The following is a 22973-nucleotide window of genomic DNA, read 5'->3' on the forward strand; positions in this document are numbered from 1 at the left end:
CCCACCGGCATCACCGGCCGGTCACGGAGCGCGATGCCCAGGGTCGGCGACCTGGTGGCCCATCACCGCCTTTGCTCTGCAGCCATCGCCGCAGCAGGCACCGAGAGTCACCGTCCAGCCGGGCAGCCCGCGCGGCTACCTTCTCCCCAAGACCAGTTCGGGACGCTGGTGCGGATATGGCTGCAGAGCAAAGGCGGCGGGAGGGCATCCCGCCACCCTCGGCTCTCCGTCACTCAGAGCGATCGCCGGCATGTCACGTTCCGTGACGCCGCCGATCGGTCACGTCGGGCTGCCCGGTCAGCGCAGGGCGAGCGCGGCCAGCGCGGCGTTGACGATGCTGCCGGGCAGCAGGTCGTGCAGCTCGTACAGCTCCCGGACGGTGCCGGACTGGCCGAACTCGTCCACCCCGAGCGGCACCGCCGGCGCGCCCACCGCCGAGCCCAACCAAGCCATCGCGTGCGAGGCCGCGTCGTGCACGGTGACCACCGGCACCCGGTCGGCGAACGCCGACCGCAGCGCGCCCGGCACACTCGGCACGGTCGCGGTGCGCACGCCCTGGCGCAGCGTCCGCTGCCACGCCCGGTAGAGCCGGTCCAGGCTGGTCACGTCGACCACGTGCGCCGCGACGCCCTCCTCCGCCAGCTCCGCGGCGGCGGCCAGCACCTCCGGCAGCACCGCGCCGGACGCGGCGAGCTGCACCACCGGCGCGTCCGCCAGTTCCGGATACGCCTGGTGCGCGTCGACCAACCGGTAGGCGCCGGCCACCACCTGCCGGCGCAGCACCGCGTCACCCAGCCGGGCCCGGGCCGCCTCGAACGGCGCCTGGTCGACCGGCCGGGTGCTGAGCCGGAAGTAGTACGCCCCGTCCTCGGCCGGCGCGGCGGTCGCGGCCGGCGCCCCGCCGCCGGCGATCTGCCCGAGCGCGTCGCAGAGCAGCCAGTCCAGGCTGCCGGCGTACGCGGGCTCCAGGAACGTCACGCCGGGCAGCTCCAAGCCGACCGACGCGGTGATGGTGGACTGGTGCGCGCCGCCCTCGGGCGCCAGCGTGATGCCGGACGGGGTGCCGGCCACCACGAACCGGGAGCCCGAGTAGGTGCCGTAGAGGAACGCGTCCAGCCCGCGCAGCACGAACGGGTCGTAGACCGTGCCGACCGGCAGCAGCGGCTGGCCGGACAGGTCCCACGACAGGCCGAGCTGACCCAGCAGCAGGAACAGGTTCATCTCGGAGATGCCCAGCTCGATGTGCTGCCCGGCGGGGCTCTCCGTCCAGCGCAGCATCCGGTCGGAGGTCCAGGACCGCTGCTCGGTCGGGGCGAACACGCCGGTTTTGTTGATGAACCCGGCCAGGTTGGTCGAGGTGGCCACGTCCGGCGCGGTGGTCACCAGGTAGGGCGCCACCTGCGGATCGCGGGCCAGGTCGACCAGCACCCGGCCGAAGACCTCCTGGGTGGAGACCGGCTTGTTGGCGCGTACCCGGGTGGTCTCCGGCACGGTGACGCCCAGCGCCCGCTCGCGTGGCGCGCGGGACAGCGCCTCCCGGCGCTCGCCGGCCCGGATGCCGGCCGGGGTCGCCGGGTCGAGGCGGTCCCACTCGGTCTCCGCGGTCAGCCCGTTCGCGGCCCGCAGCGCGTCCACCTGCTCGGTGCTGAGCAGCGCCGAGTGGTTACGCGGGTTGCCGGCGATAGGCAGGCCCCAGCCCTTGACCGTGTAGGCGAAGACCACGCTGGGCCGGTCGGTGACCGCGTCGCACTGGGCGTACGCGTCGAGCATCGCCTGCGCGTCGTGCCCGCCCAGGTCGGTGACGAGCGGGCCCAGCTCGTCGTCGGCGATGTCGGCGACGAACGCGGCTACCTCGGCCGGCGCGCCGTCCAGGAACTGCTTGCGCAGGGCCGGCCCGGCCAGCCCGAACAGCGACTGGTACTGCTCGTTGGGCATCAGGTCGATCCAGTCGCGCAACGCCGCCCCGCCCGGCCGGGCGTACGCCTCGGCCAGCTTGCGGCCGTACTTGACCTCCACGACGTGCCAGCCGGCGGCCTCGAACTGGCCGCGCCACTGGTTGATCCGGATGCCGGGGACGACCCGGTCCAGCGACTGGCGGTTGAAGTCGACGAGCCACATCACGTTGCCCAGGCCGGTGGTGGCCGGGTCGGCGACCGCCTCCCAGATGTTGCCCTCGTCCAGCTCGGCGTCGCCGATCAGCGCGACGAACCGGGAGTGCGGGCGCGCGCCGAAGTGCGCGTCGACGTAGCGGCGGGTGACGGCGGCGAACAGCGGCGCGGCGGCGCCCAGGCCGACCGAGCCGGTGGAGAAGTCCACCTCGTCCGGGTCCTTGGTGCGCGACGGGTACGACTGGAGGCCGCCCCGGGCCCGCAGCTTCGGCAGGTAGGAGCGGTCCAGGTTGCCGAGCAGGTACTGGATGGCGTGGAACACCGGGGAGGCGTGCGGCTTGACCGCGACCCGGTCCTCGGCGTCCAGGTGCTGGAACCAGAGCGCGGTCATCGCGGTGACCAGCGACGCGCTGGACGCCTGGTGGCCGCCGACCTTCACCCCGTCACCGGTGTCCCGGTCGTGGTTGGCCGCGTCGACGATGCGGGTGGCGAGCCAGAGCACCCGGCGCTGGATCTCGTCGAGGACGTGCTCGTTCACGGTGACTCCATCCGGGCGTCGCCGTTGACGCCCTCGGTGTGGGGTGAGGCGTTAAGAAGGGGCCCCTCCTATGCCCGAGGCGTTAAGAAGGGGCCCTTCCTTTCTCGTCAGGCAGCGCCGAGGCGCTCCAGGATCAGCTCGCGGACGGTCTTCGCGTCCGCCTGGCCGCGGGTGGTCTTCATGACCGCGCCGACCAGCGCGCCCGCCGCCGCGACCTTGCCGCTGCGGATCTTGTCGGCGATGTCGGGGTTGGCGGCGATCGCCTCGTCTACGGCGGCGGTGAGCGCGCCGGTGTCGGAGACGACCTCCAGGTTGCGGTTGGTCATGATCTCGGTCGGCGAGCCCTCGCCGGCCACCACGCCCTCCAGCACGGCGCGGGCCAGCTTGTCGTTGAGCTTGCCCGCGTCGACCAGGCCCTGGAGCTCGGCGACCTGCGCCGGGGTGGCGCCCACGTCGGCCAGCTCCACGCCGGTCTCGTTGGCCCGGCGGGACAGCTCGCCCAGCCACCACTTGCGGGCCGCGGCCGGGGTGGCCCCGGCGGCGACGGTCGCCTCGATCAGCTCGACCGCGCCGGCGTTGACCACCGACTCCATGTCCAGGTCGGACAGGCCCCAGTCCTGCTGGATCCGCTTGCGGCGCAGCCGCGGCAGCTCCGGCAGGGCGGCCTTCAGCTCGGCCACCCAGGCGGTGTCCGGCGCGAGCGGCACCAGGTCCGGCTCCGGGAAGTAGCGGTAGTCGGTGGCGGTCTCCTTGGACCGACCCGAGGTCGTGTCGCCGGTGTCCTCGTGGAAGTGCCGGGTCTCCTGCACGATCCGGCCGCCCGCGTCCAGCACGGACGCCTGGCGCAGCATCTCCGAGCGGACCGCCCGCTCGACCGAACGCAGCGAGTTGACGTTCTTGGTCTCGGTGCGCGTGCCCCACTCCTCGCCCGGCAGGTTCAGCGAGGTGTTGACGTCGCAGCGCAGCGAGCCCTCCTCCATCCGCACGTCCGAGACGCCCAGCGAGCGGACCACGTCACGCAGCTCGGCGACGTACGCCCGGGCGATCTCGGGCGCCAGCGCGCCGGTCCCGGGGATCGGCTTGGTGACGATCTCCACCAGCGGGATGCCGGCCCGGTTGTAGTCGACCAGCGACTCGGTGGCGCCGTGGATCCGGCCGGTGGCGCCGCCGACGTGCAGCGTCTTGCCGGTGTCCTCCTCCAGGTGCACCCGCTCGATGCCGATCCGCACCAGCTCGCCGTTGACCTCGACGTCCAGGTAGCCGTCGAAGCAGAGCGGCTCGTCGTACTGGCTGATCTGGAAGTTCTTCGGCATGTCCGGGTAGAAGTAGTTCTTCCGGGCGAACCGGCACCACGGCGCGATCGAGCAGTTCAGCGCCAAGCCGATCCGGATCGTCGCCTCGATCGCCGCCTTGTTGGCCACCGGCAGCGAACCGGGCAGGCCCAGGCAGACCGGGCAGACCCGGGTGTTCGGCTCGCCGCCGAAGTCGGTCGGGCAGCCACACCACATCTTGGTGTTCGTGCCCAGCTCGACGTGGGTCTCCAGGCCGATCACCGGTTCGTAGCGCGCGACGACCTCGTCGTACGCGGGCAGTGTCGTCGTCATCTGAGCTCCAGGCGCGATCCGGACAGAACCGTTCCAGCCTAGTGGGGCGGCCGGGCCGACCCACGTCCGGGTTTCGAGATCGTCCGCCGGCCCCGCATGAAGAAAACGACACCGGGGTACGGGTCGACCATGACGAATACGGGGAACCACTCGACGGTGAGGCGGACCGGGGTGGTGCTGCTGGCCGTCGCCCTGGTGGTGACGCGCCGGTCGTCCCACCGGCGGTGAGCCCGATGCACCGCGGCGGGAACGACGCCGGACGTGAGCGGAACGAGCGGTGAGCAACCGGCCGGTGACGACCGGCGTGGTGCTGGTGGCCGGGGCGGTCGCCCTCGCCTTCCCGGCGCTGGCCGTCGCCCTGTGGACCATGGATCGCGACTACGACTTCCAGGACGTGGTGGGCCTCTTCGTCATCACGGCGGTGCCCGCCGTCGTCGGCGCCGGGGCGGCGCTGCTGCTCGGCCGGCGGCTGGTGCCGCGGATGCGTACCCCCGCACCGGGCCCGACCGCGGCGGCGCGGGCCGCGTTGCGCGCGGGCCGGGCCACCGACCCGGCCGTCGACGCCGCCGCCCGCCGGGAGGCCGACCGCCGCATCGACCAGCGCTGGTACGTGTGGTTGTGCGCGCTGGGCATCGTGGCCCAGGGGATCGTGCTGCTCGGCAGCGCCGGGCCCTCGACCCGGGTGACCGCCGGGGTGCTCATCCTGGCCTGGGCGGGCACCGGCTGGTGGCGCTGGCGCGGCATCCGGGAGGCCCGCCGCTACCTCGACGCGGCGCCCGTCCCCTCGGAAAAGCCGACCGGCGCCGACGGAGGACCGTCGACGCCGATCGGTGGTGGATTCAGAGAGCCGGCGGGGTGAACGTGCCGACGCTGGACTCCAGCGCGGCGGCCACCCGGTACATCCGGTCGTCGGCCATGGTCGGGGCCATGATCTGGAGGCCGACCGGCAGCCCCTCGGACAGCCCGCACGGCACCGAGATGGCCGGGCCGCCGTAGAGGTTCGTCGGGATGGTGAACAGGTCCGCCAGATACATCTGGTAGGGATCCGAGGTGCGCGCGCCGATCGGGAACGCCACGAACGGCGTGGTCGGCGAGATCAGCGCGTCCACCTGCTCGAACGCGGTGGTGAAGTCGCGGGTGATGAGCGTGCGGACCTTCTGCGCCTGGCCGTAGTAGGCGTCGTAGTAGCCCGACGACAGCGCGTACGTGCCGACCATGATGCGGCGCTTCACCTCGGGCCCGAAGCCGGCCTCGCGGGTCAGCGACATCACCTCCTCCAGCGACCGGTTGCCGTCGTCGCCGACCCGCAGGCCGAAGCGGACGCCGTCGAACCGGGCCAGGTTGGAGGAGCACTCGCTCGGCGCGATCAGGTAATAGGCCGGCAGCGCGTACTTGAAGTGCGGGCAGGACACCTCGACGATCTCGGCGCCCAGCTTGGCCAGCGCCTCCACCGACTCGCGGAACGCGGCCATCACGCCCGGCTCGGCGCCCTCGCCGGTGAACTCGGTGACCACACCGAGCTTCACGCCGGTCAGGTCGCCGCTCGCGCCGAGCTTCGCGGCGCCCACCACGTCCGGCACCGGGGCCGGGATCGAGGTGGAGTCGCGCGGGTCGTGGCCGCCGATCACCCGGTGCAGCAGCGCGGCGTCCAGCACGTTGCGCGCGCACGGGCCGGGCGTGTCCAGCGACGACGAGAACGCCACCAGGCCGTACCGGGAGGTGCCGCCGTAGGTGGGCTTCGCGCCGACCGTGCCGGTGACCGCGCCGGGCTGGCGGATCGAGCCGCCGGTGTCCGAGCCGATCGACAGCGGCGCCTCGTACGCGGCGAGCGCCGCGGCGCTGCCGCCGCCGGAGCCGCCCGGGATGCGCTCGGTGTCCCACGGGTTGCGGGTCGGCCCGTACGCCGAGTATTCGGTGGAGGAGCCCATCGCGAACTCGTCCATGTTCGTCTTGCCGAGCATCACCGTGCCGGCGGCGCGCAGCCGATCGACGATCGTCGAGTCGTACGGCGGACGCCAGCCCTCCAGGATCTTCGACCCGACGGTGGTCGGCACACCCTTGGTGGTGAGCACGTCCTTCACCGCGACCGGCACGCCGGCCAGCGGGCCCAGCTCCTCACCGGCGGCCCGCCGCTCGTCCACCGCCTTCGCGGCGGCCAGGGCGCCGTCGGTGTCGACGTGCAGGAACGCGTGCACCCGGTCGTCGACGGCACCGATCCGGTCCAGGTGGGCGCGGGTGACCTCGACCGCGGAGGCGTCACCGTTGGCGACGAGCCCGGCGATCTCGACGGCGCTGAGCTTGGTCAGGTCGGTCACGATGCCACATCCTCGTCCAGGATCCGCGGGACGCGGAACCGCTGCTCCTCGGCGTCGGGCGCACCCGACAGCGCCTCCTGCGGGGTCAGGCCCGGCGTCACCACGTCCTCGCGGAGCACGTTGGTCAACGGCACTGAGTGGGACGTGGGCGGGATGTCCGCCGCGGCGACCTCGCCGACCTGCGCGACCGACTGGAGGATCACGTCCAACTGGCCGGCGAAGGTGTCCAACTCCTCCTCGGTGACGGCGAGCCGCGACAGTCGCGCGAGGTGCGCGACCTCCTCGCGGGAGATGGCGGCCATCGGGTGCCCCCTTCGTGACTGTCTGAGAGACGTCTTCGGTGTGCTGGCCGCGCGACGGTGAACGATGACGCGCGGTGACCGGAGCGAGTCTATTGTCCCGCCGTCACGCCGACGCCTCCGACTCCCCCTCCGTTGCCGGGCCGCCCCGGCCCTCGGCCTCCACCACCACCGGACGGACCGGGCGGTAACGCGACAGCCAGGTGATCAGCTCCTCCGCCGGCATCGGCCGGGCGTGGAACCAACCCTGCGCCACGTCGCAGCCGGCGGCGTGCAGCAGCCGCCAGGTGCGCTCGTCCTCCACGCCCTCGGCGACCACCCGCAGCCCGAGCGCCCCGGCCAGCTCGATCATCGACCGGACGATCGCCGCGTCGTCCGGGTCGTCCGCCATCCCCAGCACGAACGACCGGTCCACCTTCACCTCGGACAGCGGCAGCCGACGCAGGTGCTGCAACGAGGAGTAGCCGGTGCCGAAGTCGTCGAGCGCGATGCCCACCCCGATCCGGTGCAGCTGGGTGATGCTGGCCAGCACCCGCCTCGGGTCGGCCATCAGGGCGCCCTCGGTGATCTCCACCTGGAGCCGCTGCGGCGGCACCCCGTACCGGGTCAACCGGTCGGCGATCTGGTCGGCGATCTCGCCGGTGTGCAGGTCCCGCACGCTGACGTTGAGCGCCGCGCGCAGCGTCAGCCCGGCCGCCGACCACTTGGCCACCTGCTCCACCACGTCGTCCACCACCCGGCGGGTGAGCAGGCGCATCACCGCGCTCTGCTCGGCGACCTGGATCAGCTCCCCCGGGTCGACCATGCCCCGGCGCGGGTGCCGCCAGCGCAGCAACGCCTCCACGCCGACCACCTCGCCGGTCGCGATGGCGATCTGCGGCTGGTAGTACATGGTGATCTCGCCCGGGTCGCCGGCCGGGTCGTCCGGGGCGTGCGCGCCGGGCCGGTCACCGGTCACCGCGGGCACGACGCCGGGTGCGGTCGGCTCGCCGCCCGTCCACCCGCCGGCCGCCGGCGCCGCCGTGACCGGCACGGTTTCCACGGGTACGGCCGGCGCAGCACTCCCCGCAGCCACGTCCGGCGCGGCCGGTGCCGACCGTGTCGGGTGGGCGGCGGGCGCGGCCGGTGCCGTCGGTGCGGACCGGGCCGGGTGGGTGGCCGGCGCGCCGATCGCGCTCGGCGCGGTGTCGACGGTTCCCGAGCCGGCCGGGCCGGTGGACGTGCCGCCACGGGCGGCCCGGCGACGGATCGGGTCGGCACCGGTGAGGATCCGCTCGATCAGATCGTCGTCGGGTCGCGCGTCGACACGCTCCCGGCGACGTCGCAGCCGCCACCGGGCCGGCCCACCACCGGGCCGCACCCCGCCGGGGCCGTCGTCGCGTGCCGGCCGCTCCTCGTGGGCCGGCCGCTCCTCGTGGGCCGGCCGGGCGGCGGGCAGGCTCGGCGCCAGCACGGCCCCGTCACCGCCGCGCACGCCCGCCGGCTCCCCGGCCGGCACCGGGTGCGGGGACTCCAGCACCCGGCGCAGGTCGGCCAGGAGGCTCAACCGCTCGGCCGAGTTGTGGTCGGACTCCGGCGCGTAGACCGCCACGGTGTCGTTGCGGTGCTTGGCGTCGTACATGGCCACGTCGGCGTGCCGCATCAGGGTGGCGAAGTCCGCGCCGTGCTCGGGGAAGAGCGCCACCCCTATCGAGCCGCCGACGTCCAGCGGCAACCCGTCCAGCGGCACCGGCTCGGCGAGCGCGGCGACCACCCGGTCGGCCCGCCCACGGGCCGCCTCGACATCGGACAGCCGGGGCACGACGATGGCGAACTCGTCGCCGCCGAGCCGCGCCACCAGCTCGCCGTCGTCGGCCACGTCGACCAGCCGGGCGCTCACCTCGACCAGCAGCCGGTCGCCCACCGCGTGCCCGAGCGCGTCGTTGACGTGCTTGAACCGGTCGAGGTCGAGCAGCAGCAGGGCCAGGTGGGCGTCCGGTTCGCCCCGGGCGGCCCGCTCGGCGTGCAGGTGCACCTGCTCGGCTACCTCGGTGAGCAGCGCCTTGCGGTTGGGCAGCCCGGTGAGCGGGTCGACGTCGGCGAGCTGTTCCCGTTCGGCGGAGAGCCGCGCCATCCGGTAGACCGCGAAGAGCGGCACCAGCACCAGTGGGATCAGCGCCGCGCTGACCCGGGCGGCGGCCACCAGCACCGGCGCGAGCAGCAGCAGCGAACCGGTGGAGAGCAGCTCGTAGGCCAGCCCGAGCCGGACGCTGGGCCACCACCGGTCACCGAACCGCAGCCGGATGGCGGAGTTGACCAGGCCGTAGTTGACCATGAACCAGGCCACCGTGGCGCCGCCGAGCGCCGCCACGTCGGTCCAGCGCAGCCGGCCCTCGCCGAACAGCTCGCCCGCGCCGAGCCGGCCGACCGCGTACGCGGCGGCGAGCGCGCACGCGTACTGGGCGGCGTTGAAGCCGGTGCGCCAGGCGGCGTATCCGAGCCGCCAGCCGGACACCGCCACCGCCACCGCCTGCACCGCCACGGCCGGGCCGAGACCCCAGCCGAGCAGGATGGCGAAGGTGAAGCAGGTCGACGGGAAGAGCGCCGACGTCTGTCGCCGCCCCGGCGGGACGAACGGACGGGCGTCGCAGGCGACGGCGAGCGCCGCCATGGTCCAGAACGCGACCGGCAGCTCGGTCAGCCGGCCCGGTAGCGCGGCCAGCGGCCCGGCCGAGACGAGCACCGCGGTCGCGCCGACCGCGGCGACGAAGCCGAAGAACGGCCGGGCCCGCCCGGGCGGGACCGAGTTGCGCGGGTCGCCGGTCGCCATCGCACCTCCCGGGAGCGGTCGTGGCGCGCGCCGTCACACGCCGTACGCCAATGAAACGCCCTACCGGCCACTTTCCCCGACACGACAGCCACGAATCGGTCGTAGTCGTAATTAAGTTGGTATACGCCGCGGGCCGCGCTCAGCCCTCGATCCGGGCCACCGCGCGGGCGGCCTCCGGGCCGGAATCCAGCAGCACCCGGAAACCGTCCTCGTCGAGGATCGGCAGCTTCAGCGTCGCCGCCTTGTCGGCCTTCGAGCCGGGATTGTCGCCGACCACCACGAACCCGGTCTTCTTGGAAACCGACCCGGTGACCTTTCCGCCCCGGTTCTGGATCTCCTCGGCGGCCTGGTCGCGACTGAACCCGGACAGCGTGCCGGTGACCACGACGGTGACCCCGTCGAGCGGCCGGGGCCCCTCGTCACCGGCCTCCTCGACCATCCGGACGCCCGCCTCGGCCCACTTGCGCACCACGTCGCGGTGCCAGTCGACGGCGAACCACTCCGTCAGGCTCGCGGCGATGGTCGGGCCGACGCCGTCCACCGAGGACAGCTCCTCCTCGGCGGCCGCCTCGATCGCGGTGATCGAGCGGAAGTGCCGGGCGAGCGCCTGGGCCGCGGTCGGGCCGACGTGCCGGATGGAGAGCGCCACCAGGACCCGCCACAGGTCGCGCTCCTTGGCCACGGCCAGGTTGTCGAGCAGCTTGGTGGCGTTGCTGCCGAGCGTGCCGTCCTTGTTGACGAAGAACGGCGAGCGGCTGAGCTGCTCGGCGTCGAGGGCGAACAGGTCACCCTCGTCGGTGATGATGCCGGCGTCGAGCAGCGCGGCGGCGCCCTTGTAGCCGAGCACCTCGATGTCGAAGGCGCCGCGACCGGCCAGGTGGAAGACCCGCTCCCGCAACTGCGCCGGGCAACTGCGCGAGTTGGGGCAGCGGATGTCGATGTCGCTCTCCTTGGCCGGCGCGAGCGGTGTGCCGCAGGCCGGGCAGGTGGTCGGCATGACGAACGCCCGGGCGTCGGCCGGACGCAGCTCGACCACCGGGCCGAGCACCTCGGGAATGACGTCGCCGGCCTTGCGCAGCACCACCGTGTCGCCGATGAGGACGCCCTTGCGCTCCACCTCACGGGCGTTGTGCAGGGTGGCGAGCGCGACAGTGGAACCGGCCACCCGGACCGGCTCCAGGACCGCGAACGGGGTGACCCGGCCGGTGCGCCCGACGTTGACGTCGATGTCGAGCAGCTTGGTGTTGACCTCCTCCGGCGGATATTTGAAGGCGATCGCCCAGCGGGGCGCGCGGCTGGTCGAGCCGAGACGACCCTGGATGGAGACCGGGTCGACCTTGACCACCACGCCGTCGATCTCGTGCTCGACGTCGTGGCGGTGCGTGCCGTACCAGGCGATGTATTCCGCCACCCCGGCCAGGTCGTCCACCACCTTCCAGCGGTCGCTGGTGGGCAGCCCCCACGCCCGGAGCGCGGCGTAGGCCGCCGACTGCGCGGCCGGCCGGTAGCCCTTGCGGGCGCCGATGCCGTGCACGACCAGGCGCAGCGGCCGGGACGCGGTGATCCGCGGGTCCTTCTGCCGGAGGCTGCCGGCGGCGGCGTTGCGCGGGTTGGCGAACGGCGCCTTGCCCTGCTCGACCAGGCTCGCGTTGAGGTCGGCGAATCCGGCCACCGGAAAGTAGATCTCGCCGCGAACCTCGAGCAGCTCCGGCACGTCGGGGAAGTCGTCGGCCGGGGTGAGTCGCGCCGGCACGCCCCGGATGCTGCGCACGTTGGCGGTGACGTCCTCCCCGGTGCGGCCGTCGCCGCGGGTGGCCGCCCGCACCAGCCGGCCCTTCTCATAGGTCAGGTTGATGGCCAGCCCGTCGACCTTCAGCTCGCACAGGTAGGGCACCGGGCCGCCGGCGTCCCGCTCGACCCGCTCGGCCCAGGCGGCCAACTCCTCGTCGGCGAACGCGTTGTCGAGCGAGAGCATGCGCTCGGCGTGGGTGACCGGGGTGAAGTCGGTGGAGAACGTGCCGCCGACCCGTTGGGTGGGCGAGTCGGGGGTGCGCAGCGCCGGGAATTCCGCCTCCAGCGCCTCCAGCTCACGCAGTTGCCTGTCGAACTCGGCGTCGGTGATCGTCGGCGCGTCCAGCACGTAGTAGCGGTATTGGTGCTCGGTGAGCTCCTGGCTCAACGTGGCGTGCCGCTCCCGGGCCTCCGGGGTCGGCTCGGCGCCGGCCGCCGCCTCCTGGGCGGCGTCGACCGTCTGGGGAACCGCTTCTTCGGACACGCCGCCTTCGGACACCGCTGTCGACCTCCCGTGCTCGCGCTACCCCCGAACCGTAGCGGTCGGCTGTGACACCCGTCCGGCCACCTGCACTGAGCAGCAGCCCGGCGGCGGAGCGGCGCGTCCCGCGCCGGCCGAGCGCGCAAGCCCCGGCCGTGCGACGATCGCGGCGGCGGCGGTGGGCCGAAACGGACGGAAGGCGGGGTACGGATGCGCGACGGGCTGATCTGGGCGCTGGTGATCGTGGCCTGCGTGGCGGCGGGCTGGCTGTGGAGCGAGTGGCGCCGTCGGTCCGTCGACCGACCGGCCGGGACGCCGCGACGTGACCGCTCCGGGGGCCGCCGGCGCCCGGGTGGCGGCGGCCGGCCCGGAGGTCCGCCCCGTGGTGGCCGCTCCGGAGGCGGGGGCGGCCGGACCGGTGCGCCACCGCGGCCGCGCGACGCCGGGCGGCCGGACCGGAACGGCCCGCGCCCCGGGGAGATCTGGTGGGCCGACGTGCCCTACGCCGACGGCACCGGCTCGAAGGTGCGTCCCTGCCTGGTGTTGCGGGTCGACGGGGCCGACGCCGAGGTCCTGAAGATCACCAGCCAGGACAAGTCGGACCGGGACGACCACGTGTCCATCCCCACCCGGAGCTGGGACGCCGACGCCGAGCACGACAGCTGGCTCGACGTCAGCGAGCCGATTCCGGTGGCGTTGTCGGCGTTCGCGGACAAGGCCGGCGACTGCGACGCCGGGGTGTGGCGCGGCGTCCGCCGCCTGCCCCACCTCACCGCCTAGCGGCGCGGGCGCTCAGTCGAGCGCGGCGGCCAGGGCGGTGAGCTGGTCGGCGTACTCGATCCGGCCGGACCAGGCCGCCGGCCAGGCGGCCATGCCGTGCGCGGCCCCGACGAACGCCCCGGCCAGTGCCGCGATGGAGTCGGAGTCGCCGGCGGTGGTGGCCCCCCGGGCCAGCGCGCCGACCGGGTCGTCCGGGTGCCGCAGCGCGCAGAGCAGCGCGGTCGCGAGCGCCTCCTCGGCGATCCACCCCTCGCCGGTGAGCCGGCACGGGTCGCCGCCGTCGTCCGGGCGGGCCAGCGCCGCGTCGAGCCGGCCGAGCACCCGCAGGCAGTCGTCCCAGCCCCGGGCGGCGAACTCCGCCGCGGTGGTGGCGCCGGGTCGCTGCCACAGGTCGCCGAGCCAGTCGCCCCGGTAGACCGTGCGCTGCTCGTGGGCTCGCGCGATGAGCAGGCCGGGCAACTCCGGCAGTGCGGCGCCGTCGCGCAGCAGCCGGACGGCGTACGCCGTCAGCTCGCTCGCCGCCAGCCCGGTCGGGTGGCCGTGGGTGAGGCCGGCCTGGAGCTGGGCCAGCCCGGCCATCGTGTCGAGGTCGACGTCGAGCAGCCCGACCGGGGTGACCCGCATGTTGGCGCCGCAGCCCTTCGAGCCGGCGACCGTGGCCTCCTGCCACCGGGTTCCCCGGCTCAGTTCGGCGCAGGCCCGCAGGCAGGTCATGCCCGGCGCGCGGTTGTTGTCGGGGCTGGCCGCCCAGTCGAGGAAGCGCTGCCGCAGCAGCGGCTCCACCGCCTCCGCCGTGAGCGCGGGCGCGTCGTGCAGCGCCCACGCCACCGCCAGCGCCATCTGGGTGTCGTCGGTGACCTGCGCCGGGTCGCCGTCCAGCTCGCGCGGCCCGCTCGGGCCCCAGCGCCGGACGATCTCGGTGACGGTGAGAAACTCGGTCGGCTTGCCCAGGGCGTCGCCGTAGGCCAGGCCGAAGAGCGAACCGGCGGCGCGGCGGTCGGGGGAGACGGTCACGGTGGTGATCATGCACCCGCCGCGCAAGCCCCGCGCGGTCAGTCCCAGCAGAGGCAGAACGGGTGGCCGGCCGGGTCGGCGTAGACCCGCCAGCCGTCGCCCTCACCGGGCAGCCGTCGGGCGCCGAGGGCCAGCGCCGCCTTCTCGGCGGCCTCGATGTCGTCCACCGTGACGTCCAGGTGGAACTGCTGTGGCCGCTCGGGGTCGGGCCAGGCCGGCGCGCGCAGGTTCAGCGCCTTCTGGAAGGCCAGCCGGGGCAGGTGGCCGGGCGGGCCGCCGAGCACCACCCACTCGTCGCCCTCGGAGTTCTCCTCGATCAGCGGCATGCCGAGCAGCTCCGCGTAGAAGCCGGCCAGGGCGCGCGGATCAGGGCAGTCGATCACGGTGGAGCGCAGTCGTCCGATCATGTGAGCGATCCTGCCCCCGGGGTACGACAGGAAACCGTCACTCCTCGGCGAGCCGCCGGCCGGCGTCCCGGCAGGCGGCCAGCACCGCCCGGGCGTACGCCGGGGTCGCGCCGGCCAGGCCGCACGCGGGTGTGACCACCACCTGCTCGGCCATCCGGCGGCGGGGGAAGCCGAGCTGGTCCCAGACCCGGCGGACCCGGTCGGCGATCCCGGCCGACGTCGGCGCCCGGCCGGACGCCGGTGGCAGCGTGGGGGCGACACCGGCCAGTAGGCCGAACCCGGCGTCGATCGCCTCGCCGAGCGGATCCAGGTCGGTGACCAGGGACAGGTCGAGGGCGACACCGGCGGCGCCGGCGGAACGGATCAGCTCCAGCGGCACGCCCGGCGCGCAGCAGTGCACGAGCGCGGGGACCCCGGCCGCGTCGAGCACGTCACGCACCAACGCGCGGGCGACCTCCGGCTCCACCGCGCGGTGGGTGCCGAAGCCGCTCTCGGTGGGCACCCGGCCGGCCAGCACCGCCGGCAGCGAGGGCTCGTCGAGCTGGAGCAGCACCGAGGCGCGGGGCAGCCGTCGGGCCACCGCCGCCACGTGCCCCCGCAACCCTTCGCCGAGCGAACCGGCGAGGTCGCGCACCGCGCCCGGATCGCGCAGCACCCGGCCACCGAGCGGCAGTTCCAGCGTGGCGGCCAGGGTGAACGGGCCGGCGGCCTGGACCTTGACCGGACCGGCGTACTCCTCGGCCTGCTCGGCGAGCTGGTCGAGGTCGCGCTCCATGAGGTCGCGCGCGCGGCGCAGGTCCCGCCCGGGGCGTGGGGCGATCCGCCAACGAGCCGCGTACAACTCGACCGGCAACTCGACGAGCAGGCCGGCCGTGCGACCGACCAGGTCCGCGCCCGGCCCCCGGGCGGGCAGCTCCGGCAGGTGCGGCAGGGCAGGCAGCTCGCCGAGCACGATCCGCTGCGCCTCGGCGATGTCGGTGCCGGGCAACGAACCGATCCCGGTCGCCGCGCCGGCCGGCCAGGGCCACTGCTGATCAGTCACCGCCGCAGCCTATCCGCCGTGCCGACCCGCACAGCCGGCACGCCAGCGCGGACCTCCCGGGGTGGCTCAGCCGGCTTGAGCGACGCCTTCGGCACCGGCGACGCGGACGGATAGCCGAGGAGGCCACGGCATCGACACCGGGTGCCGACAAACTTGATGGCGTGAATGACTCGGCGGGAAACCGTTCCGGCGCGGGCGGGGTCCGCCGGCACGAAGCGGCGCGGGCGTGCGTGCCCGTGGCGGAGCGTCAGGCGGCGATGGTGGCGGAGCCGAGGACCACGTCGCCGGCCGGGTCCGGCCGGTAGGCCACGATCGCCTGGCCGGCGGCCACGCCGCGCAGCGGGCGGCGCAGCGCGGCGTGCAGCGCGTCGGCGTCCACCGAGACGGTGGCCGGCACCACGTCGCCGTGGGCTCGCAGTTGGACCTCGCACTCGATCGGCCCGTCCGGGCGCGGCCCGCCGGTCCAGACCGGTCGAGTGGCCCGCACCGAGGAGACCTCGAGCGCCTCGGCCGGGCCGACCGTCACGGTGTTGGTCTTCGGCGTGATGGAGAGCACGTAGCGGGGCCGACCGTCTGCCGCGGGACGGTCCAGGTGCAGCCCGCGCCGCTGCCCGACCGTGTACTGGTAGGCGCCGCTGTGGTTGCCCACGACCGCGCCGGTGAGCGCGTCCACCACCTGGCCCGGCGCCTCGCCCAGCCGCTGGGCGAGGAAACCCCGGGTGTCGCCGTCCGCGATGAAGCAGATGTCGTGCGAGTCCGGCTTGTCAGCCACGGCCAGGCCGCGCCGGGCCGCCTCGGCCCGCACCTCGGCCTTGGTGGAGTCGCCGAGTGGGAAGATCGACCGGTCGAGCTGCGCGCGGGTCAGCACCGCCAGCACGTACGACTGGTCCTTGGCCGCGTCGACGCTGCGCCGCAGCAGGCCGTCGGCACCGAGCCGGGCGTGGTGGCCGGTCACCACCGCGTCGAAGCCCAGGGCCACGGCGCGGTCCAGCACCGCGGCGAACTTGATCTTCTCGTTGCAGCGCAGGCACGGGTTCGGGGTACGCCCGGCGGCGTACTCGGCGACGAAGTCGTCGACCACGTCGTCGTGGAAGCGGTCCGCCATGTCCCACACGTAGAACGGGATGCCCAGCACGTCGGCGGCGCGCCGGGCGTCCCGGGAGTCCTCGAGCGTGCAGCAGCCCCGGGCGCCGGTGCGGTAGGTCTGCGGGTTGCGGGCCAGCGCCAGGTGCACCCCGGTCACATCGTGCCCGGCCTCCACCGCCCGCGCCGCCGCGACGGCGGAGTCCACCCCGCCCGACATCGCCGCCAGAACCCTCACCGGCCGACCCCCTTCGTCCTCGTCACCGAGGGTATCCGGCTCAGCGGGGGGTGCGTAGGGCGGCCGCGCGCCGGGCCCGCTCGACGGCGGCCGGCAGCGCGGCGATGAGCGCGTCGACGTCCGCGCCGGTGCTGGTGTGCCCGAGCGTGAAGCGCAGCGAGGAGCGGGCCCGGTCGTCGTCGGCGCCCATCGCCATCAGCACGTGCGAGGGTTGGGCCACCCCCGCCGAACAGGCCGACCCGGTCGAGCAGGCGATGCCCTGAGCGTCGAGCAGCAGCAGCAGCGCGTCCCCCTCGCAGCCGGGGAAGGAGAAGTGCGCGTTGCCGGGGAGCCGGTCCGCCGGGTCGCCGTTGAAGACCACCTCGGGCACCGCCCGCCGGACGCGCTCGACCAGTTCGTCGCGGAGCGCGGCGACGCGGGCCGCGTACTCCTGCTGGCCCTTCACCGCGGCCTCGACGGCGACCGCGAACGCGACGATGCCGGCGGTGTCCAGCGTGCCGGACCGGACGTCGCGCTCCTGGCCGCCACCGTGCAGCAGCGGCGTCGCGGCGACGTCGCGGGCCAGCAGCAGCGCGCCCACGCCGGTCGGCCCGCCGAGCTTGTGCCCGGTCACGGTGAGCGCGGCCACCCCGCTCGCGGCGAAGTCGACGGGCACCTGACCGACCGCCTGGATCGCGTCGGTGTGGAACGGCACCCCGTGCTCGGCGGCGACCGCGGCCAGCTCGGCCACCGGCTGGACGGTGCCGACCTCGTTGTTGGCCCACATCGCGGTGACCACCGCCACCCGGTCGCCGTCTCCGGCCAGTTCGGCGCGGAGCCGCTCCGGGTCGAGCCGGCCGGTCGCGTCGACCGGCAGCCAGCCGACCTCCGCGCCCTCGTGCTCGACCAGCCAGTCGACCGAGTCGAGCACCGCGTGGTGCTCGACCGCGCTGGAGACCACCCGGAACCGCTCGGCGCGGGCGTCGCGGCGGGCCCAGAAGATGCCCTTCACGGCGAGGTTGTCACTCTCCGTGCCACCGCCGGTGAAGATCACCTCGGACGGTCGGGCGCCGAGCGCGGCGGCCACCCGCTCGCGGGACTCCTCCACCCGCCGTCGGGCACGGCGGCCCGCCGCGTGCAGCGACGACGCGTTGCCCACCTCACGGGCGGTGGCGACGTACGCCTCGAGTGCCTCGTCCAGCATCGGGGTCGTCGCCGCGTGATCCAGGTATGCCATCACCGTTCAGCCTAACGGCCGGTGGACGGGCCACCGCTGGCCGGACCGCCCGTCCCGCACCCGGGCCGGACGGGCGGTCACGTGCCTCATGCCGTGCTGGCCGGGAGCATGCCCTCACGGCCCTCGCTTCGCTCGGTGCGTTCGCTCATGCGGGAACCGCGGTGACCACGATGTTGTCGCGGTAGTGCCGGGTCTTCGGGTCGAACGGCCCGCCGCAGGTGATCAACGTCAGGCGCGGCTTGCCGTCACGGGCGAAGTACCGCTCCAGCGGGATCTTGGTCTTGGTGTACTCCTCCCGGGCCACCACCCGGTAGCGGCGTTCCGTCCCGTCCGAGCCGGTGGCGGTCAGCGTGTCCCCCCGACCCAACTCACGGAGCCGGAAGAACGCCCCCTTGCCCTGCTCGGCGCTGTCCACGTGCCCGGCGATCACCACCGAACCGGCCTCGGCCCCCAGGCCCGGGCCGTAGCGGTACCAGCCGACCTGGTCCACGCTGGGCGGCACCTCGAACTCGTTGGTGCGGTCGTTGATGCCGGCCGGGTTGACCGAGGCGGTGACCTTGATCGGCGGGATGCTCAGCCGTACCGGTGGCACGATCTCGCCGTCCGCCGGCAGCGTGCCGGCGTTCACCGGCACCGACGGGTCCCCGGTCGACGCCGCGCTCGGCGTCGCCGCGGGGGTGGTGCTGGCCAGCGCCGCCGCCTCGTCGCCGCCGACGTCCTCGGCGGGCTGGGATCCGCACGCCACCAGCGCCGCCACGGTGAGCGCGGCGGCGCCGGCGGCCATCGCCGCCAGCGCCCCGCGGTTGCGCACCGTCATCGGCGACCGGCGCGGGCGGTGGCCGCCCGCGCCCCGCCGCCGACCAGCAGCAGCACGCCGGCGCCGGCCAGCACCTACCACCAGGTGTCCACGCCGGTGCCGGCCTGGCCGCCGGTGCCGCTGGGCACGCCGCCCGGCGCCGAGTGCAGACCGCTGATGGTCTGCGCGACCAGGTCCAGGTTCTTGGCGTCGGCGGAGCCGATCGCGTAGACGATGGTGGCGGTGCCCTCCTTCAGGTTCAGGTCGGCCGGGCCGATCGCGACGGTGTCGGTGCCGGCGAGCACCACGTCCGCCTTCACGGTGCCGGCGGCCACGTCCGCCTTGGCCTCCTTCGGGTTGGTCAGGCCCTCGAAGACCGGCTTGCCGCCAGCCCGCACGTCGACGGCCGGCGCGGCGGCGGTGTGCCGCACGATCAGCCGGGCCTTGCCGGCGCCCACCTTGGACACGTCGTTGACGAACGGGGTGATCTGCGGCTTGCCGTCGGCGCTCAGGTGGGCGGCGAGGCTGATGTTCGCCCCGCCCGGCACCTCGGCGTCGTCGACCTTGAGGATCGCCTTGTCGATCGCCTCGCCGGGCTTGGTCAGCGCGATGTCGTACTCGCCCTCGGGGAGGGTGAGCGGACCGGCCACGTCGCCGGGCTTGAAGTTGTCCAACGTCTTCTTGCCGTTGACGTAGACGTCGACCGGGGTGTCCGGGATGCCGTGGACCACGGAGACCTTCGACGAGGCGGCGTAGGCCGGGCTCATGGTGGCGGCGCCGACGCCGGCGAAGGTGAGGGCGGCCACCGCGCCGCCTGCGGCGACCCGACGGAACATGGCGAACTGCATTGTCTGCCTCCTGGTGATTCCTACTGATTCGTCAGGCATGGCGTGCAGAACGGGTTACGCCCGCCCGGACGCCGCCGGATGCGCCCCGGATCCGATTTCTTTTTCCGGCCGCGGACGCATCCGGCGGGGCTTTCGGCGACGAAGAGGAGGTGACGGGCTCGCGTGGAACACACCGGGAGAGTGGGGCGGGGGCGGTGGGAGTTACAGTTCGGCATGCCCCACGGATGGCGAGCCGCCCGGTGACGGCGGCGAGGCAGGGACCCGAGCCGCCGAAGGACGACGATCTGGCGATGCGGTTCCGCGACGGCGATGAGGTCGCCCTGCGCGAGGCGTACGACCGGTTCGGCCGCGCGGTGCTGCACCTGGCCGCCTCGACGCTGGCGAACCGGAGCGACGCCGAGGACGTGACCCAGGCGACGTTCGTCGCCGCCTGGCTCGGCCGGGAGACGTTCGACCCGACGAAGGGCTCACTGATCGGCTGGCTGCTCGGGATCGGGCGACGCAAGGTGGTCGACCGGATCCGGGCCTCGGCCCGGGAGACCCGGGTGGTCGAGACGGTCAAGCAACTGCCCGAGCCGGTGGACACCGGCCCCGCCCCCGACACGGTGGTCGACCGGCTGGTGGTCGCCGACGAGCTCGCCCGGCTGCCCGACGAGCAACGGCGGATGCTGGAGCTGGCGTTCTACGACGACCTGACACACCAGCAGATCTCGGCCGTGACCGGAGTGCCGCTCGGCACGGTCAAGAGCCACATCCGACGCGGTATGCAGAGCCTGAAACGCAGATGGGAGGTGGACGGTGCAGCACCTGGACCACGACCGGCTGGTCTTTCTGGCGCTCGGTGAGAGCGAGGCGGCCGACGGAGAATCCACCCACCTCGACACCTGCGCACACTGCCGGGGCGAGCTGGAGACGCTCCAACACGTCGCCGGGCTCGGCGCCGGCACCCAGGGCCTGACCGACCTGCCCGATCCGCCGGAGCACCTCTGGCAGGGCATCGTCGCCGAGATCCGGGCCGCCGAGGAACTGCCCACGTTGAACGGTCGGCGTCCGGCGGCGGGCGTCGACGCGGCAGGTGACCCGGCCGGTCGGCCGGCCACCGCGACCCGGACCCGCCGTGGCCGTCGGTGGCCCCGCTGGGCGAGCACCGCGGTCACCGCCACCGCCGCCGCGCTCATCGGGGTGGTGGGCACCGCCGTGGTGCTCGGCGCCGGCGGGGACGAGCCCGCACCGCGGCCGACGGTGCTGGCCAGCGCGCCGCTTGCCGCGTTCGGCTCGACCCCGAAGGACGCCTCGGGCGACGCCCGGGTGCTCGGTGACAACCAACTGCATCTGCACGTCGCGAATCTCCCGAGCGTTCCGGGGTACTACGAGGTCTGGCTGATCGATCCGAAGACGATGGAGATGTTCTCGGTGGGCACGTTGAGCAAGGGATCGGGGGACGCGTTGCTGCCGATTCCCCGCAACGTGGACCTGAGCACCTTCTCCGTCGTCGACGTCAGCGCCGAGCAGTACGACAACAAGCCCGCTCACTCCGGCGACAGCCTGCTGAGGGGCACCCTGACGGGCTGATCGGCGGGCCGGCTCAGCTCCCCGGCCCGCCGATCAGCTCCCTGCGAGAAAAAGGCCGCCGCCCGGATCACCGGGCGGCGGCCTCTCGTCGTGGACCCGGAGGTCACTTGCGCTTGCGGATCTCCTCGGCGGCCTGCGGGACGATCTTGAACAGGTCGCCGACCACGCCGTAGTCGGCCAGCTCGAAGATCGGCGCCTCGCCGTCCTTGTTCACCGCGACGATGGTCTTCGAGGTCTGCATGCCGGCCCGGTGCTGGATCGCGCCGGAGATGCCGAGCGCGACGTAGAGCTGCGGGGAGACCGTCTTGCCGGTCTGGCCGACCTGGAACTGGTGCGGGTAGAAGCCGGAGTCGACCGCCGCGCGGGATGCGCCGACCGCGCCGCCGAGCAGGTCGGCCAGTTCCTCGACCAGCTTGAAGTTGTCGGCGTTGCCGACACCGCGACCGCCGGAGACGACGATCGACGCCTCGGTCAGCTCGGGACGGGAGCCCTTCTGCTCGGCGACCCGCTCGACGACCTTGGCCAGCCTGTCCGCGTCGGTGACCGACACGGTGAGCTGCTCGACGGCCGGGGTGGCCGCGGCCGGGGTCGGGTTGAGCGAGTTCGGCCGGACGGTGACCAGCGGCAGGCCCTTGGTGACCTTGGACTTGACGATGGTGGAGCCGGCGAACGCGACCTGGGTGGCGGTGCCGTCGGCGTCCAAGCCGACCACGTCGGTCAGGATGCCGTTGTCCAGCTTGACGGCCAGGCGGGCGGCGATCTCCTTGCCCTCCTGCGAGGAGGCGAGCAGCACGGCGGCCGGCTGCACCCGCTTGACCAGCTCGGCGACCACGGTGGCCTTCGGGGCCACCAGGAAGCCGTCGATCTCCTCACCCTCGGCGGCGTAGATCTTCTCCGCGCCGTACTCGCCCAGCTTGGCGCTCAGCGCCTCGGCGGCGCCGGCGCCACCGAGCACGACCGCGCTCGGGGTGCCCAGCTCGCGGGCGAGGGTGAGCATCTCACACGTGACCTTCTTGACGCCGAATTCCCGGGTGGCTTCGACGACGACGAGAACCTCAGCCATGTTCAGACCTCTCACACGAACTTCTCGGTGGCGAGGAACTCGACCAGCTTGACGCCGCCCTCGCCCTCGTCGGTGATCTTCTCGCCGCCGGAGCGCGGCGGACGCTTGGTGTGCTCGACCACGGCGCTGGTGGCGCCGTCGACGCCCACCTCGGTCGGAGCCACGCCCAGGTCGCCCAGGGAGAGCGTCTGCACCGGCTTCTTCTTGGCGGCCATGATGCCCTTGAAGGACGGGTAACGCGGCTCGTTGATGGTGTCCCAGACGGAGACCACGGCCGGGGTCGAGGCGGTGACCACCTCGTAGCCCTCCTCGGTCTGCCGCTCGGCGGTGAGGGTGGCGCCGTCCACGGTGAGCTTGCGCGCCCCGGTCAGCGCGGCCACGCCCAGCCGCTCGGCGATCATGTGCGGCATGACCTGCACCCGGCCGTCGGTGGACTCGGCGCCGCAGATGACCAGGTCGGCGTTGAGCTGCCCGAGGGCGGTCGCGAGCACCTTCGAGGTGGCCACGGCGCAGGAGCCGTGCAGCGCGTCGTCGACGACGTGGACGGCCTTGTCCGGCCCCATGGAGAGCGCCTTGCGGATCGACTCGGTCGCCCGGTCCGGACCCATGGTCAGGATGGTGACCTCGCCGCCGTGCGCCTCCTTGATCTTCAACGCCTCTTCGATGGCGTACTCGTCCATCTCGTTGATGACGTTGTTCGCCGAGCCGCGGTCGACGGTGTTGTCGTCAGGACGCAGGTTGCGGTCCGCGCCCGAATCGGGCACCTGCTTGACGAGTACGACGATGTTCATCGCGCTTCGACGACCCTCCTGTTTGGTGTAGCGATCACTCGCCCGGTCACGGGCGCAGCCTCCCGCGTGACTTAACGCTCGGTCAACCGCGGGGTGCTGTGCACTTGCCCACGAAGCAATGTTACCCGCAAGTAGCATCCACTCCCCGGGGGCCTGGAGTGATGCAACTCACGGTAGC

18 protein-coding genes and 1 pseudogene are annotated in these 22973 nt (G+C 73.8%); 4 read left to right on the plus strand and 15 right to left on the minus strand.

The genetic code is table 11. The annotated features are described in order from the left end of the window. Positions 1-297: 297 nt before the first annotated feature. Positions 298-2646: a pyruvate dehydrogenase gene (locus tag O7618_RS18315; protein WP_278107307.1), complete on the minus strand. Its 2349-nt coding sequence runs from the start codon at positions 2644-2646 to the stop codon at positions 298-300. A 107-nt stretch (positions 2647-2753) separates the two neighbouring features. Continuing rightward, entirely contained in the window at positions 2754-4250 is a 1497-nt protein-coding gene (gene gatB / locus O7618_RS18320) for an Asp-tRNA(Asn)/Glu-tRNA(Gln) amidotransferase subunit GatB (protein ID WP_278107308.1), read from the minus strand. A gap of 277 nt (positions 4251-4527) precedes the next feature. Between gatB and O7618_RS18325 the strand changes: the two genes are divergently transcribed. Continuing rightward, on the plus strand, positions 4528-5109 hold the full coding sequence (locus O7618_RS18325) for a hypothetical protein (RefSeq protein WP_278107310.1): 582 nt from the start codon (positions 4528-4530) through the stop codon (positions 5107-5109). On the opposite strand, the gene gatA is transcribed toward O7618_RS18325, so the two are convergent. The 4 genes from gatA to ligA form a co-directional block, all read right to left on the minus strand. Continuing rightward, a complete protein-coding gene (gene gatA, locus O7618_RS18330; protein ID WP_278107311.1) occupies positions 5090-6565 on the minus strand; it encodes an Asp-tRNA(Asn)/Glu-tRNA(Gln) amidotransferase subunit GatA in 1476 nt (491 codons plus the stop codon). The genes O7618_RS18325 and gatA overlap by 20 nt on opposite strands. Beyond that, positions 6562-6867 carry an Asp-tRNA(Asn)/Glu-tRNA(Gln) amidotransferase subunit GatC gene (gene gatC / locus O7618_RS18335; protein ID WP_278107312.1) on the minus strand — a complete coding sequence of 102 codons (306 nt, stop codon included), beginning with the start codon at positions 6865-6867 and terminating at the stop codon, positions 6562-6564. The genes gatA and gatC overlap by 4 nt, the downstream gene beginning before the upstream one ends. 103 nt (positions 6868-6970) lie before the next feature. After that, entirely contained in the window at positions 6971-9673 is a 2703-nt protein-coding gene (locus O7618_RS18340; RefSeq protein WP_278107314.1) for an EAL domain-containing protein, read from the minus strand. Between the two features lie 139 nt (positions 9674-9812). Further along, a complete protein-coding gene (gene ligA / locus O7618_RS18345; protein WP_278107315.1) occupies positions 9813-11948 on the minus strand; it encodes an NAD-dependent DNA ligase LigA in 2136 nt (711 codons plus the stop codon). Between the two features lie 207 nt (positions 11949-12155). On the opposite strand from ligA, the gene O7618_RS18350 reads away from it, so the two are divergent. Continuing rightward, positions 12156-12725, plus strand: a complete 570-nt coding sequence (locus O7618_RS18350; RefSeq protein WP_278107316.1) for a type II toxin-antitoxin system PemK/MazF family toxin — start codon at positions 12156-12158, stop codon at positions 12723-12725. A gap of 12 nt (positions 12726-12737) precedes the next feature. On the opposite strand, the gene O7618_RS18355 is transcribed toward O7618_RS18350, so the two are convergent. The 7 genes and pseudogenes from O7618_RS18355 to O7618_RS18385 all read right to left on the minus strand — a co-directional run bounded on the left by O7618_RS18355 (position 12738) and on the right by O7618_RS18385 (position 19369). Then, a complete protein-coding gene (locus O7618_RS18355) occupies positions 12738-13748 on the minus strand; it encodes an ADP-ribosylglycohydrolase family protein (protein WP_278110064.1) in 1011 nt (336 codons plus the stop codon). Between the two features lie 29 nt (positions 13749-13777). Next, a complete protein-coding gene (locus O7618_RS18360; protein WP_278107317.1) occupies positions 13778-14146 on the minus strand; it encodes a VOC family protein in 369 nt (122 codons plus the stop codon). 37 nt (positions 14147-14183) lie between these two features. Next, on the minus strand, positions 14184-15188 hold the full coding sequence (locus O7618_RS18365; protein ID WP_278107318.1) for a methionine synthase: 1005 nt from the start codon (positions 15186-15188) through the stop codon (positions 14184-14186). Between the two features lie 247 nt (positions 15189-15435). Next, a complete protein-coding gene (mnmA, locus tag O7618_RS18370) occupies positions 15436-16509 on the minus strand; it encodes a tRNA 2-thiouridine(34) synthase MnmA (protein WP_278107319.1) in 1074 nt (357 codons plus the stop codon). A gap of 40 nt (positions 16510-16549) precedes the next feature. After that, positions 16550-17725, minus strand: coding sequence for a cysteine desulfurase family protein (locus O7618_RS18375; protein WP_278107320.1), 1176 nt, complete (start codon positions 17723-17725; stop codon positions 16550-16552). A gap of 145 nt (positions 17726-17870) precedes the next feature. Beyond that, positions 17871-18542, minus strand: coding sequence for a class F sortase (locus tag O7618_RS18380; RefSeq protein ID WP_278107321.1), 672 nt, complete (start codon positions 18540-18542; stop codon positions 17871-17873). Then, a pseudogene (locus O7618_RS18385) lies at positions 18539-19369 on the minus strand (DUF4397 domain-containing protein). The gene O7618_RS18380 and the pseudogene O7618_RS18385 overlap by 4 nt, the downstream one beginning before the upstream one ends. Before the next feature lie 239 nt (positions 19370-19608). Here O7618_RS18385 and O7618_RS18390 point away from each other — a divergent pair. Then, positions 19609-20214 (plus strand): sigma-70 family RNA polymerase sigma factor, encoded by a 606-nt coding sequence (locus tag O7618_RS18390; protein ID WP_278107322.1) that lies wholly within the window; start codon positions 19609-19611, stop codon positions 20212-20214. After that, positions 20168-20941, plus strand: a complete 774-nt coding sequence (locus O7618_RS18395; protein WP_278107323.1) for an anti-sigma factor — start codon at positions 20168-20170, stop codon at positions 20939-20941. The genes O7618_RS18390 and O7618_RS18395 overlap by 47 nt, the downstream gene beginning before the upstream one ends. A 103-nt stretch (positions 20942-21044) precedes the next feature. On the opposite strand, the gene O7618_RS18400 is transcribed toward O7618_RS18395, so the two are convergent. Together O7618_RS18400 and O7618_RS18405 are read right to left on the minus strand one after the other, a co-directional pair. Further along, positions 21045-22004, minus strand: coding sequence for an electron transfer flavoprotein subunit alpha/FixB family protein (locus O7618_RS18400; RefSeq protein WP_278107324.1), 960 nt, complete (start codon positions 22002-22004; stop codon positions 21045-21047). Between the two features lie 11 nt (positions 22005-22015). Next, positions 22016-22795 (minus strand): electron transfer flavoprotein subunit beta/FixA family protein, encoded by a 780-nt coding sequence (locus O7618_RS18405; RefSeq protein ID WP_278107325.1) that lies wholly within the window; start codon positions 22793-22795, stop codon positions 22016-22018. Positions 22796-22973 lie beyond the last annotated feature (178 nt).

The organism is Micromonospora sp. WMMD980, assembly GCF_029626035.1.
Classification (GTDB): Bacteria; Actinomycetota; Actinomycetes; order Mycobacteriales; family Micromonosporaceae; genus Micromonospora.

Coding starts and splice junctions, on each gene's coding strand:
- O7618_RS18360 (WP_278107317.1), bottom strand. CDS start 14,146: ATGATCGGACGACTGCGCTCCACCGTGATCGACTGCCCTGATCCGCGC.
- O7618_RS18380 (WP_278107321.1), bottom strand. CDS start 18,542: ATGACGGTGCGCAACCGCGGGGCGCTGGCGGCGATGGCCGCCGGCGCC.
- O7618_RS18340 (WP_278107314.1), bottom strand. CDS start 9,673: ATGGCGACCGGCGACCCGCGCAACTCGGTCCCGCCCGGGCGGGCCCGG.
- O7618_RS18400 (WP_278107324.1), bottom strand. CDS start 22,004: ATGGCTGAGGTTCTCGTCGTCGTCGAAGCCACCCGGGAATTCGGCGTC.
- O7618_RS18375 (WP_278107320.1), bottom strand. CDS start 17,725: ATGGCATACCTGGATCACGCGGCGACGACCCCGATGCTGGACGAGGCA.
- O7618_RS18405 (WP_278107325.1), bottom strand. CDS start 22,795: ATGAACATCGTCGTACTCGTCAAGCAGGTGCCCGATTCGGGCGCGGAC.
- O7618_RS18350 (WP_278107316.1), top strand. CDS start 12,156: ATGCGCGACGGGCTGATCTGGGCGCTGGTGATCGTGGCCTGCGTGGCG.
- gatC (WP_278107312.1), bottom strand. CDS start 6,867: ATGGCCGCCATCTCCCGCGAGGAGGTCGCGCACCTCGCGCGACTGTCG.
- gatB (WP_278107308.1), bottom strand. CDS start 4,250: ATGACGACGACACTGCCCGCGTACGACGAGGTCGTCGCGCGCTACGAA.